Source organism: Pseudomonas sp. Sample_16 (assembly GCF_004307665.1).
Classification (GTDB): Bacteria; Pseudomonadota; Gammaproteobacteria; order Pseudomonadales; family Pseudomonadaceae; genus Aquipseudomonas.
Window position 1 is genome coordinate 22,886 of record NZ_RCOB01000059.1, and the last position, 13,053, is coordinate 35,938.

Annotated in this window: 12 protein-coding genes and 1 pseudogene; 3 read left to right on the forward strand and 10 right to left on the reverse strand. The window is 59.4% G+C overall.

All coding sequences use genetic code 11. The features are described 5' to 3' along the window. From D8U69_RS08480 to D8U69_RS08515, 9 genes and pseudogenes are all read right to left on the reverse strand, one after another. On the reverse strand, positions 1–2,032 hold a 2,032-nt coding region (locus D8U69_RS08480; protein ID WP_130907116.1), incomplete at its 3' end, for an NADPH-dependent 2,4-dienoyl-CoA reductase. Positions 2,033–2,269: 237 nt separating this feature from the next. Next, the gene (locus tag D8U69_RS08485) at positions 2,270–3,076 is read right to left on the reverse strand and encodes a sulfite exporter TauE/SafE family protein (RefSeq protein WP_130904259.1); all 807 of its coding nucleotides are present in this window, start codon (positions 3,074–3,076) and stop codon (positions 2,270–2,272) included. Between the two features lie 9 nt (positions 3,077–3,085). Further along, positions 3,086–4,318 (reverse strand): FAD/NAD(P)-binding oxidoreductase, encoded by a 1,233-nt coding sequence (locus D8U69_RS08490; RefSeq protein ID WP_347238262.1) that lies wholly within the window; start codon positions 4,316–4,318, stop codon positions 3,086–3,088. Between the two features lie 42 nt (positions 4,319–4,360). Continuing rightward, positions 4,361–4,669: pseudogene (locus D8U69_RS29995) on the reverse strand (TIGR01244 family sulfur transferase); the annotation flags it as partial. Between the two features lie 60 nt (positions 4,670–4,729). Beyond that, positions 4,730–5,593, reverse strand: coding sequence for an MBL fold metallo-hydrolase (locus D8U69_RS08495; protein WP_130904292.1), 864 nt, complete (start codon positions 5,591–5,593; stop codon positions 4,730–4,732). Positions 5,594–5,609: 16 nt separating this feature from the next. After that, positions 5,610–7,013, reverse strand: a complete 1,404-nt coding sequence (locus D8U69_RS08500; protein ID WP_241667812.1) for a Na+/H+ antiporter NhaC family protein — start codon at positions 7,011–7,013, stop codon at positions 5,610–5,612. 126 nt (positions 7,014–7,139) lie between these two features. Continuing rightward, positions 7,140–8,318: a PLP-dependent aspartate aminotransferase family protein gene (locus tag D8U69_RS08505; protein ID WP_130904256.1), complete on the reverse strand. Its 1,179-nt coding sequence runs from the start codon at positions 8,316–8,318 to the stop codon at positions 7,140–7,142. Positions 8,319–8,340: 22 nt separating this feature from the next. After that, on the reverse strand, positions 8,341–9,381 hold the full coding sequence (locus tag D8U69_RS08510) for a PLP-dependent cysteine synthase family protein (protein WP_130904255.1): 1,041 nt from the start codon (positions 9,379–9,381) through the stop codon (positions 8,341–8,343). Between the two features lie 17 nt (positions 9,382–9,398). Beyond that, positions 9,399–9,779: a Rid family detoxifying hydrolase gene (locus D8U69_RS08515; RefSeq protein WP_130904254.1), complete on the reverse strand. Its 381-nt coding sequence runs from the start codon at positions 9,777–9,779 to the stop codon at positions 9,399–9,401. A gap of 129 nt (positions 9,780–9,908) precedes the next feature. Here D8U69_RS08515 and D8U69_RS08520 point away from each other — a divergent pair, with 129 nt between their 5' ends. Continuing rightward, complete coding sequence (locus D8U69_RS08520; RefSeq protein ID WP_130904253.1) at positions 9,909–10,367, forward strand: Lrp/AsnC family transcriptional regulator; 459 nt, start codon at positions 9,909–9,911, stop codon at positions 10,365–10,367. A gap of 304 nt (positions 10,368–10,671) precedes the next feature. Here the strand turns inward: D8U69_RS08520 and D8U69_RS08525 are convergent, their stop codons facing one another. Further along, positions 10,672–11,319, reverse strand: a complete 648-nt coding sequence (locus D8U69_RS08525) for a TetR/AcrR family transcriptional regulator (RefSeq protein WP_130904252.1) — start codon at positions 11,317–11,319, stop codon at positions 10,672–10,674. 107 nt (positions 11,320–11,426) lie between these two features. Between D8U69_RS08525 and D8U69_RS08530 the strand changes: the two genes are divergently transcribed. Together D8U69_RS08530 and D8U69_RS08535 are read left to right on the forward strand one after the other, a co-directional pair. Beyond that, positions 11,427–12,320: an NAD(P)/FAD-dependent oxidoreductase gene (locus D8U69_RS08530; protein WP_130904251.1), complete on the forward strand. Its 894-nt coding sequence runs from the start codon at positions 11,427–11,429 to the stop codon at positions 12,318–12,320. Between the two features lie 209 nt (positions 12,321–12,529). Continuing rightward, positions 12,530–13,053, forward strand: a 524-nt coding sequence (locus D8U69_RS08535; protein WP_130907115.1) for a class I SAM-dependent methyltransferase, incomplete at its 3' end; no start/stop codon positions are given.

The window sequence follows — 13,053 nt, forward strand, 5'->3', positions numbered from 1 at the left end:
CAGCCGCCAACCGCGAACCCTGATTGATCGCCCGCTTGGCATCCAGCTCCGCCGCGACATCCGCGCCGCCGATCAGGTGCACGTTCTGGCCCGCCGCCAGCAGGCCATCCTGCAGCTCACGCAGCGGGTCCTGCCCGGCGCAGATCACGATGTTGTCCACCGGCAATACTTGTGGCTCACCGGTTTCACCGATGCGAATGTGCAGGCCTTCATCGTCGATCTTCAAGTACTCGACGCTATTGAGCATTTGCACCTGCTTGTTCTTCAGACCGGTGCGGTGAATCCAGCCGGTGGTCTTGCCCAAGCCGTCGCCGACCTTGGATTTCTTGCGTTGCAGCAGGAATACATCACGGGCCGGTGCATGGGGTGCAGCCTTGATCCCGGCCACACCGCCGCGCGCTTGGAGGTGTGTGTCGATGCCCCACTCTTTCCAGAACTCGTCGCGATTCAGACTGGTGGCCTGGCCCTGGTGAACGAGGAATTCCGAGACGTCGAAGCCGATGCCGCCGGCACCGATCACTGCTACGCGCTTGCCTACAGGCTTGCGTTGCAGAAGCACGTCCAGGTAGCTCAAAACCTTGGCGTTCTCGACGCCCGGAATCGCCGGAGTCCTTGGCGCGATCCCCGTCGCCAGGATGATCTCGTCGAAACCGCCCTCAACCAGCTTCGCCACATCCACGCGAGTGTTCAGGCACACCTCGACGTTGGTGGTCTGCAATTTGCGAGCGAAATAACGCAGGGTCTCGAAGAACTCTTCCTTGCCCGGCACACGTTTGGCCACGTTGAACTGACCGCCGATCTCGCTGGCCGAATCGAACAGCGTCACCTGATGGCCGCGCTCGGCTGCCACGGTGGCGGCGGAAAGCCCCGCAGGACCGGCACCGACCACAGCGATCTTCTTGACCTGCCGGACCGGCACGTAGTTGAGTTCGGTTTCGTGGCAGGCACGCGGGTTGACCAGGCAACTGGTCAGCTTGCCGCCGAAGGTGTGGTCCAGGCACGCCTGGTTGCAACCGATGCACGTGTTGATTTCATCAGCGCGGCCTTCAGCAGCCTTGTTGACGAAGTCAGGGTCGGCGAGGAACGGCCGCGCCATGGACACCATGTCGGCATCGCCTTCGGCCAGGATCTGCTCGGCCACTTCCGGGGTATTGATGCGGTTGGTAGTGATCAGCGGAATGTTCACCGAACCGCGCAGCTTGGCGGTGACTTTACTGAATGCCGCACGCGGCACCTTGGTGGCGATGGTCGGAATTCGCGCTTCGTGCCAGCCGATACCGGTGTTGATGATCGTCGCACCCGCCTGCTCGATGGCCTTGGCCAACAGCACGATTTCGTCCCAGGTACTGCCGCCCTCGACCAGATCGAGCATCGACAGACGGAAAATGATGATGAAGTTCGGGCCAACGGCCTCACGCACCCGACGGACAATTTCCACCGGCAGGCGCATGCGGTTTTCGTAGCTGCCGCCCCAGCGGTCGGTGCGGTGGTTGGTGTGGGCCGCGAGGAACTGGTTAATGAAATAACCTTCCGAACCCATGATTTCGACGCCGTCGTACTCGGCCTGTTGCGCCAGGGTCGAGCAGGTGACGAAATCGCGGATCTGTTTCTCGATGCCTTCCTCGTCCAGCTCTTTAGGCTTGAACGGGTTGATCGGCGCTTGAATGGCGCTTGGCGCGACCTGCTTCGGGCTATACGCGTAACGGCCGGCGTGGAGAATCTGCATGCAGATCTTGCCGCCCGCCTCGTGCACCGCACGGGTAACGATACGGTGCTTGAGCGCTTCTTCCTCGGTCGTCAGCTTGGCCGCGCCAGAGTAGACGCCACCCTCATCGTTCGGGCCGATACCGCCGGTGACCATCAGGCCGACCCCACCCCGGGCACGTTCGGCAAAGTACGCCGCCATGCGCTCGAAACCACCTGGTTTTTCTTCAAGGCCGGTGTGCATCGAACCCATCAGGGTGCGGTTGCGCAACGTGGTAAAACCCAGGTCCAGCGGGGCCAACAGGTGCGGGTAATGAGCGGCGGTCATCGGTAACTCCACAACGAGCGATCACGGAAAAGTGTGAGCGCTCTTTGGCGCCCCTCTGTCATGGGTTACAGACTATGAGCAGTCCAGCGGCCGCTCAATGACCGAAACTGACAACTTAATGATCGAAATGAGCAGCAGGTCTTGGCAGGGAAAAAATGAGAAGCAGGACGAGACTTGGTTGCGGTTCAACACTCGAACGTCCTAAAGGGTTGAACAGGGCTAACCCCGGTGGGCTTTCTACATCCAGGTTTTGAGCATCAGGTAGCTTGCAACCACAACGCACACGGCGCAAAAGCCCAGTTGAATGACTTTGGCGGGCAGCCTCGGGGAGAGGATTCTGCCCAGTAGCATACCGACCACACTGGCGGCGATAAACATGCCGCCGGCCGCGGTGATGTGGGCACCGGCCAACAATGCGCCTGTCACGGCAGAGGCTGAAATCAAGGCGATGGCCATGAGCGAAGTGGCCACGATGCCATGCATCCTGATATCAGTCAGTTGTTGGAATGCAGGTACGATCAAGAACCCTCCACCCACGCCGAGCATCCCCGTGAGCAGCCCTGAAACCGAGCCAACGATGGCCAGAGTGGTCGAGCATTCCAGGGTCCAGCGCAGGCGACCGGTCTGTGGGTTGAGCATGCAGTTTTTGTGTTGCCAGCGCGGCTCATCGCCTCTGTTTTCAGACTGAGTGCTGCAGGCCTGTCGAATCATGCGTATCGCCACAACGACCAACACCACGCTAAAAAGCGATATCAGCACAGTGTCGGGCAGTGAATGAGCAAAGAACACTCCCAAGGGCGAAAAGACAGCACCTAACAGCGCCATCAGCAGCGCGGCGCGATAGCGCACCAGGCCCTTTCTGAGGCCATCAATAGCCCCTAATGTGGCGGCGGCGCTGACGGCGAAAAGCGCCACAGGTGCTGATTGCGTCATGGACCAGCCCAGGCCAATCACCAGCGCCGGGATGGCCAGAATGCCGCCCCCGGCACCGGTCAGGCCAAGGATGATACCGATGGCTATACCGAACATTCCACTCAGTAGCATGCTCGCCCCTCACTCAGGCCTGGAGAGGCTCGTCAGCCACTCACGGCCTTTAAGCATGCCGTTCCAGTAAAACCACGGCAGAAACCTGGCTTTCAGGAACCAGGCAGCACGCCGGGCGACCGTCGGATCCAGGGGAAAGGAAGGCAGCAATTTGCCGCCGTAGCCGAACTCAGCCAGCACCACCTTGCCCTTCTCCACCGTGAGTGGGCACGACCCGTACCCGTCGTAGCGCAGCGGCATGGGCTGGTGGCGACGCAGCGCGAGGAGGTTCTCGGCCACGACGACGATTTGCTTGCGGGCTGCGGCAGCAGTTTTGGCGTTACTGGTGGAGCAGATATCCCCCAGAGCGAATACCTCAGGGTAGCGGCTGTGTTGCAGCGTCCCTGGATCCACCTCGCACCAGCCGGCGGCGTCCGCCAGGGGGCTCAAGCGAATGAAGTCTGGAGCTACCTGCGGCGGCACCACGTGAAGCATGTCGAAACGTTTGGCGTGCCGGCTGAGGGTACCCTGCTCGTCCCTGCTTTCGAACCAGGCGGTTTTGCCCGGACCGTCGACTTTGACCAGGTTCGAGCCGAACACCAGCTGCGCTTGGTATTTGTCGATGTACTTCATCAGTGGCGGGACAAAGGCGGCCACCCCGAACAGGGTGGCGCCAGCGAGATTGAATTCGACGTCCACGTCCTGCAAGACACCTGATTTTTGCCAGTGATCACAGGACAGGTAAAGCGCCTTTTGCGGGGCACCGGCACATTTGATCGGCATAGCGGGCTGGGAAAACAGGGCTTTGCCGCGGCGTAAGCCCTGCACGAGCTGCCAGGTGTAGTCGCAAAGATCATAGCGATAGTTGGACGTCACCCCATGCTTGCCCAGGTATTCCTCCAGCCCTTCGATCTTCTCCCAGGCCAGCCTCAGCCCTGGGCAAACGATGAGGTTTTGATAGGCGACACTTTGACCGTTGTTCAGCTTCAGGCGTTTACTGTCCGGCAGGACCTCGACCACAGCGGCCTTGATCCAGGTGGCGCCGCGCGGAATGACTTGCGACATGGGCCTGGCGGTCTTGCGCACGTCATACGCTCCACCGCCGACCAGCGTCCAGGCCGGTTGGTAGTAATGCTGCTCATTGGGCTCAACCAGCGTGATTCGTAGATCCGGAACCCGCCTGAGCAGGCTTGCCACGATGCCGATGCCCGCCGCCCCGGCGCCAATAACAAGGATGTCGACGGTGATATCGGGGACGCCAATAGAGGCTTTGGTTCGAGTGCTCGCAGACGCTTTTTGGCTGAGCCGGATTGAGCGATTACCGGTGCGGCAGAAGGCCAATACGGGTGCTGGCAAGCTGTCCAGTAGTCGGCCAAAATCCAGTACGTCACGGTCGCTGATGGCATCAGGCTTAACCGGAAGATAGGCAAACTCAAGACCCAGTCGTTTGGCTTCGGCTTGAATGGCCGCACTGTTAGGTTGATCCGTTCCACTTTCATGATCGGGTCGGTTACAGATGATTGAGCGAAACCCTAGCTTGACTGCTTCGTGCAGATCTTCCGGGGATACTTGAGCGGTTGTTGAAAAATCTTTACTGTGGGTAGTGACCTGCATGCCAATTCGACTCTTGAAAGTTGTTGTCCATATCGTGCTGCCTGAACGCTAAATAGCGATTCAGAACACATTGAGCGGAGTCTTCAGGTAGCTGATGCCATTGGCTTGCGCCGGGGGGCTCTCGCCGGCACGCATATTGATCTGAACTGACGGCAACAGCAGTCTGGGCTGGCCCAGGGTTTTATCGCGTATTGTGCGCAGGGTGACGAAACCAGCCTCATCGACGCCTTGGCCAACATGGATGTTGAGCGCGCGCTCTTCGGCAACAGTAGTCTGGTAACAGTACTGGTCACGACTGGAGGACTTGTAGTCGTGGCACATGAACAGGCGGGTATTGCCTGGAAGCTCGAACAGTCGGCCAATCGAGCGGTACAACTGATGAGCGTCGCCACCGGGAAAGTCGCAGCGGGCAGTGCCGCAGTCGGGCATGAACAGGGTGTCGCCAACGAATGCCGCATCTTCGATCAAATAGCTCACGCAAGCCAGCGTATGACCGGGAGTGTGCAGCACCCGGACGGACAGCGCGCCAATGTGGAATGTATCGCCATCGGCGAACAGACGGTCGAACTGACTGCCGTCTACCCTGAACCCATCTTCGGCGTCGAACAGCCTGGCAAAGGTGTCCTGCACAAGAGGGATGCGATTGCCAATGCCGATCTGTCCACCCAGTTGCCCTTGCAGGTAGCGGGCGGCCGAGAGGTGGTCGGCGTGCACGTGGGTTTCCAGAATCCATTCGAGCACAAGCCCGTTGTCGCGCACTTGCTCAACCAGGAGATCGGCACTGGCGTAGGAGATGCGCGCGGCGGCAGCGTCGTAGTCGAGCACCGGGTCGATGATCGCGCAGCGACGAGTCATTAGGTCGCTGACCAGATAGCTATAGGTGCAACTCTCGGGGTCGAAGAAAGGTTCAAGGTTAAACGGCATCGTCATTTTTCCCTTCTCAATTCGTTTGGGTCACGCCTGCTGCGATGTACAGCAGCAGCGCAACCAGCCCCGCAGCCAGGCAGTACGGCAGCTGGGTTTTCATATGGTCCATGTGGTCGTTGCGAGTGGCCATCGAGGTCACGATTCCGGTGTCGCTGATCGGTGAAACGGTGTCGCCGAAAATCGAACCTGAGATGGCTGCACCGATGATCAAGTAGGGATCGGCCCCTGAGGCCGCGGCGATCTGGATGCCGATTGGAATCATGATCGAGAAGGTGCCCCAGGACGTCCCGGTTGACAGGGAAATCACACCGGCAACGATAAACACGAAGGCGGCGCTCAAGCTCATCGGCACATAGCCATTGATGTGCTCCGAGAGGTAGCCGCCAACGTTCAGTTCGCCGCACACATTGCCGATCAGAAAGGCCAGGGTCATGACCACACCCAGCGGGACCATCGACTGGTAGCCAATCAGCAGCTCGCGGAAATACTGGTCCACGCTCAACACACGCTTGACCAGGATGTAATGGATCGCCCCAACCACCTGACCCACCAGCACCGCCCAGAGCACTGCAGTGGAGCCCGAGCCTTTGCTGATACTGCCGTCACCGGTGATATACAGACCCACTGGTACGCTGACGATCATCGCCAGCAACGGCAACAACAGGTTTGAGGTACAAGGCGCTCGGCCTTGTTGTACCGGGCTGAGCTCTGTCACCAGAGGTATGGCACCTTCGCGCAACTCGATACCTTGGGCTGCACGCATGTTGGCGCGGCGCATGGCGGGAAAGGAGAAACGGGTGAAGATACTGAGCAGGACGAAGGCAAAGGTGATCCAGGCGAAGAAGTTGTAGACGATGGCGTGCGCCAGGATGCTGAATGGCTCTCCGCTGATGAAGCCCTTACCGGCTTGCACTGCGATCACTCCCATCATTGCTGCGCCCCAGCCGTTGAACAGGACGGATGACCATACGCTCAGGCCAGTATTCTGGATAACGTAGCCCATCTGTTCACGGGAAACCCGATACTTGCTCGACAAGCCGCCGGTCACGGTGCCGGCGGTGAGCAACGCGAGGTTGCTCTCGATAAAGATCAGCCCGGCGATAGCGCTCCCCAGCAGCTGTGAGCTGACCGGGCCCTTAACGATGCGCGCCTTGTCGGTCAGCAGCCTGACCAGCCCCTCCATGCCGCCAGTGATGCGGGCGAGATGGATGACGCCGCCAACCATCAGACCGAAGAGAATGGTTTTCACCGCCCCCTCAGACTTGAACACATCCACCATGCCTTGCACCGAACTGCCCAGGCCGTTGCCGATCTGGAAGTTCGAAAGAACCAAAAAACCCGCAACCACCCCTGCGAGCAGCGACAAGATGACCTGGCGGGTGAACACCGCGAGGAAAATGGTCACTATCGGGGGCATGATGGTCCAAATACCGAAATCAAACATCTTGCTTACACCCTTTCTGGATTGCTTATTGTTGGTTTTGTTAGCGTCTGACTCCAAGGCTTGCTGAACCCTGGAGGCTGAGGGGATCGGGAATCTCGGTCAGTCGACGCGGGTGTCGCGCAGCCGCTCGAAGCCTGCCTTCAAGTCGGCGATCAGGTCGTCGACGTGCTCCAGTCCAATGGACAGGCGGACCAGGTTCTCGGTGATGCCGAGGCTGATCTTCTGTTCATGGCTCAAGGAATTGTGCGACATGCTGTAGGAGTGATTGATCATGCTTTCCACCCCGCCCAGGGAGTCGGCCAGCACAAAGATCGACAGCTGCTCGATGAACCGGGGCATTGCCTTGCGGTCTGCCGCAAGTTTCAGCGAGACCACCGCGCCGCCGGTGCGCATTTGGCTTTTGCACAGGGCATGCTGCGGATGGCTTTCCAGCCCCGGGTAGAACACTTGCTCGACCTGTGGGTGGGTGCTGAGGTAGCTGGCGATCTTTGCCGCATTGCTGCACTGGCGCTCCATGCGCACATCAAGGGTTTTCAACCCGCGCAGGGCCAGGTAGCAGTCGAACGGCCCCTGAACCGCACCGATGGCCATGCTGATAGCGCGCAGGCGGGCGAACAGTTGCTCATCAGCCGCCACCACCACGCCACCGATCAGGTCGGAGTGGCCACCTATGTATTTGCTCGCCGAGTGCATCACCAGGTCTACGCCGTATTCGATAGGACGCTGGTTCCAGGGCGAGCAGAAGGTGTTGTCGACGCAGGTCAGGATGCCGTGGGCGCGGGCAAACTCGCTCACTGGCACAAGGTCCACCAGTTGCAACAAGGGGTTGGTCGGTGTCTCGATCCAAATCAGCCGGGTGTTCTCGCGGCGGCTGGCCGCCAGTGCCTCAAGGTCGTTAAGGTCAATATAGCTGGCCTGCAGCCCGGAGGTCTTGCTGCGGTAGTCCTGCATAAGGCGGAAGGTACCGCCGTAAACGCCGGCCATCACGATCACATGGGAGTCCTTGGGCAGTAGCTCAAGCACGCTGGCAGTTGCGGCCATGCCAGAGGCGCAGGCCGTCGCACCATGACCGCTTTCCAGCCTGGCGATGCAAGTCTCGTAGGCATGACGGGTGGGGTTGCCGACCCGCCCGTAGGCGTACTGCGGATTGTCGTCCAGGCCGCGCTTGCTGAATGAGCTTGAGGTGACGAGGGCCGGGAAGAGCGTATTGTCGGCGTAGCTCGCCTGTTCGCCGGCGTGGATCACCTCGGTGGAAAATTTGTTTCTGGTCTGGCTCATGGTCTGGGTGGCCTTGCGTGGGCTATAGAAAGCGATCGAGTTGTTTGGCATAGGGTGTGATGTCGCCAATGCTGCGCGCGACCCAGTCACGGTCGTAATAAGTGTCCAGATAGCGTTCGCCGCTATCGCACATCAGGGTCACGATAGACCCCTGCAGTCCCTGCTCCTGCATCTGCAACGCCACGCTCAGCGCGCCCCACATATTGGTCCCGGTGGAGCCGCCGGGTTTCTTGCCGAGTAGCTTTTCCAGCCAGTACAGGGTGGCGATGCTGGCCCCGTCAGGCACCTTGAGCATGTCGTCGATCACGTCCGGCAGAAAGGACGGCTCAACCTGAGGGCGGCCGATGCCTTCGATGCGACTGCCATGGTCGCTGGTGAGGCATGAGTCGCCGGTGCGGTAGCTTTCATAGAACACCGAGTTTTCCGGGTCGACCACGATCAACCGGGTGTCATGGCCCTTGTAGCGGATGTAGCGGCCGAGGGTCGAAGAGGTGCCGCCGGTGCCGGCGCTCATGACAATTGCGTGGGGAACGGGGTGCGGCTCGCCGGCCATCTGCTGGAAGATGCTGTCGGCGATATTGTTGTTTCCACGCCAGTCCGTCGCCCGCTCGGCGTAGGTGAACTGGTCCATGTAGTGGCCTTCACTTTCGCGCGCCAGGCGCTCTGCCTCGGCATAGACATGGGACGCGTGATCGACGAAGTGGCAGTGTCCGCCGAGCTGCTCGACCTGTTCGATTTTCTTGCTGGCGGTGTTGCGCGGCATGACCGCTGTGAAGCGCAGGCCAAGCAGTTTGGCAAAATAGGCTTCGGACACGGCCGTGCTACCCGAGGAGGCCTCGACCACATGGGTGCCCTCGCGGACCTTGCCGCTGCAGATGGCGTGCAGGAACAGCGAGCGTGCCAGCCGATGCTTGAGACTGCCGGTGGGATGGGTGCTCTCGTCCTTGAGATAAATGTCGACGCCCCTCAAGCCCGGAATGTCCAGCTTGTGAATGTGGGTGTCGGCGGAACGTAGCAGGTCGCAGGAAATACTCCTGATGGCCGTGCGGATCCAGTAATTCATCGTGGTCTGACTCCGGCTCAGCATGCAGCTACAGCGATCGCGTCCACTTCCACCAGCGCTGCTCGCGGCAAGCTGCTGACGCCGATCGCCGCGCGCGCCGGATAGGGCTTGGCGAACAGCTCCTCCATCACCCCATTAACCAGGGCGAAGTGGCTCAGGTCAGTGAGGTAGATATTCAGTTTGACTACATCGGCGAAGCTCATCGCGGCCTCTTCGAGAATGACCTCAAGGTTGGCGAAGACTTGCCGAATCTGCGCCTCGATGCCGTCGGCCATCTGCATGTGCAGGTCGAGAGCAATCTGGCCGGAAACGTAAAGGGTATCTGCGCATTTTACAGCCTGCGAATAGGGGCCGATCGCCTGAGGGGCAACGGGGGTGGCGATGATTTTCTTGTTCATCTCGGGTTTCTCCGGGCAGGTTGTATGGGGATAAATCTTACTTCTGGCCGGCGAAAAAAAGATTTTCTTCTTGCTATGATTCAACGTAATTTATAGAAAATTTTTCTACAAATTAGGATGTTAAGTAGAATGGATAGTTTTGATCGTCATATCCTCTCGCTCTTACAACGCGATGCATCTCTTTCCCTGAAGGATCTCGCCGAGGCCGTCAACCTCTCCACCACTCCTTGTTGGAAGCGCATGAAGAAGCTCGAGGAAGGCGGCTATATCAGGGCCAAGGTGGCCCTGTTGGATCCGGTCCGGCTAGGCCTCAGGTTATCGGTGTTCGTGCAGCTGAAGACTCAGCGTCACGACAGTCTCTGGCTGGAGACCTTCGCCAAGACGGTAATGCAGTTCGAGGAAGTGATGGAGTTCTATCGGATGTCCGGCGAGTGGGACTATATGCTGCGGGTGGTGGTCGACGACATCACGGCCTATGACAGCTTTTACAAGAAACTGATTACCTCTACCGAGGGGCTGTCCAACATCACTTCGAGCTTTGCGATGGAGCAGATCAAATACACCACGGAACTGCCATTACCTCGATGATCATGCAAACGTTTCATAAGACCGTTGCGGTAACGGTCAAGCCTGCTTCTACAATGAATCTCTTTCCGGCTTGCCTGCGCAGTTCCTCCGGCCACCTGGCAGGAATCGTCCGACTCTGTTGAAAAAGCCGGATTTCAGATCACCTGAACTCGGACACGGCCACCACCGGAGAGCAGTCGACCGCATCCAGGCTGGATGCTTGGACCGCGGTAAATGCGAGCGTCTTTTATCGTTGGAAAAAAGATAAATTGTCTTGATTTATGCCACCTTGGCCGAAGCCAAGCTGCCCGGAGCAATCAAATGCTTATTCGCCCGCATGGTCGTTGCCACCGTGCGCGGCGATGAACATGTCGACGGCCGACCGGCAATAGTATTCGATTTCGTTGTCGTCCTCTGCTCTCGCCTCATCGAAGCGCGCGATAATCAACAGATCAGACCCTTTGAAAAGCGCGGCAAACAAGCGGGCGGACCGCAGTGGGTCAGGCACGTTCAGAACCGCCTTCGCATGCAATTGACGCAACAGGGTCTCTATTTGGGCGATGACATAGGCGGGGCCGGCTTCGTATTGACGCTTGCTTAACGATTTTTGATTAGTCTTGTCGGCCATGATCATGGCTTCGACACTCCGCACGTCCGGGCTCAACAGAGTGCGAAGCAGGGTTGATCCCACCGCCATCAGCTGATCTTCGGCCGAACCATCGAAGCCTTCAAAAAGGGCCTGTGGTGCAAACTGATGACAGTGGGCCGCGATGGCCGCGCTGAACAGCGCCTCTTTGTTCTCGAAGTGCCTATAGATGCTTAGCTTGGATATCTTCGCCCGCTGAGCGACCTTGTCCATTGTCGTCGCTTGAAAACCCAATTCCACAAAAAGTTCGCACGCGGCATCCACTATCGTTTGGCCAAGCGCCTCGTTAGCGGGCCGGCCGCGCCGGCCTTGACTGTTTTCGGTCATAAAATTTCCAGTACTTGACAGTATTCCAATTTTTAAATTAGGGTACTCAGGAGTATCCTAAACATACAAACCAATCTCCCTTCGTCCACAACGCGGAGTCCATCACCATGAATGACGTCATCATCATCGGTGGCAGCTTTGCCGGCATCGCCGCCGCCCTGCAGCTCGGCCGTGCCCGCCGCAAGGTTACCGTTCTCGATACCGGCCTGCCGCGCAATCGCTTCGCCGGCCACTCGCACGGCCTGCTCGGTCACGATCACAAGCCACCGCTGGAAATCCTGGCCGAGGCGCGGCAGCAGCTTACGCGTTATCCCACGATCAGGCTGGTCAATGCGCGGGCCGACAGCGTTTCCGGAGCCATTGACCATTTCTCCGTCCTCACTGGCGATGGCGAAAGCCTTGGGGCGCGCCGCCTGATCCTGAGCTATGGCGTCGTCGACCAGATGCCTGATATTCCGGGCTTTGCCGAAAGCTGGGGCACATCTATCGTGCCTTGCCCCTATTGCGACGGCTTTGAAGTCGCCGGCCAGCATTGGGGCCTCGTCTGGTCCGGCCCGCAGTCGCATAACTATGTCAGGCTGTACCACGATTGGACGGACACGTTGACGGTCTTCGCCGATGGCCACGACATTCCGCCCGATATCCAGGCTGATCTGGCGCGCCGCCATATACCTGTCGTCGATGGCCGGATCATCGAAATCACCCATCTCGGGGGACATAATGCCATCGTCAAGCTTGATAATGGCCCCAATGTCGCGCTCGACATCCTGTTCGCGCATCCACGCAACAAGCCGTCCGCAAGCCTGCATGAATCACTGGGCCTCGCCACGGTGGATACACCCGTGGGCGTCGTCCTCAAGGTCGACGAGCGCCGCGAAACCAGCATGCCCGGCATCTACGCCGCCGGCGACCTCGCCACACCCTTCTTGCCCTCGGTCACCCTGGCATCATCGCAGGGCGCGATGGCGGGTATCTTCGCCCAACAATCGATGTTGGTTTGAGGACATAGATTCCCTTACCCGGTTGCCACGGGCTATCGGACTCTGAAGGGTGCGGGCCGGTGTCATCGAAAACCGACTGGACGGCTAGCCCCGCAGTTCACCCGGTGCCTGAGAAGACGCACATGTCAAAAAACCAGATGCTCCGAAGCCAGCATCAGCGTCTCGTCCGACCACTCCTAGTTACAAACGAATCAGAACAAGGACATCACATGAAAGAGCAAAATGCATATCCAGTCGCCGACTGGAATGGTCAAAGCGGGGAGTACTGGGTCGCCAACCAGGCTCGGCTCGATGCCATGATGGCGGTGTTCGGCCAGGCCGCGATCGAAGCAGCCGCGCCCGCCACGGGCGAACGCGTACTGGACGTCGGCTGCGGCGCGGGGACCTCTACTCGTGATCTGGCCGACTGCGTTGGCGCGGGCGGCCATGTGCTAGGCGTGGACATATCCGAACCGTTGATCAGCAGAGCGTGCGCGCTAACGCCGCAGGATACGCCGGCCCTGTTCCAGGTGGCCGACGCCAGCAGCACCGAGTTGCCCGAAGGCGCGTTCGACATCCTGTTCTCGCGCTTCGGAGTGATGTTCTTCGACGATCCGACGGCGGCGTTCGCTAATATGCGCCGTGCGCTCAAGCCGGGCGCGCGGGTCGCTTTCGTCTGCTGGCGCGGCATGGCCGAGAACGATTGGGTGCGCTTGCCGATGGGCGCGATCAGGGGGATCGTCCCGCCGATCAC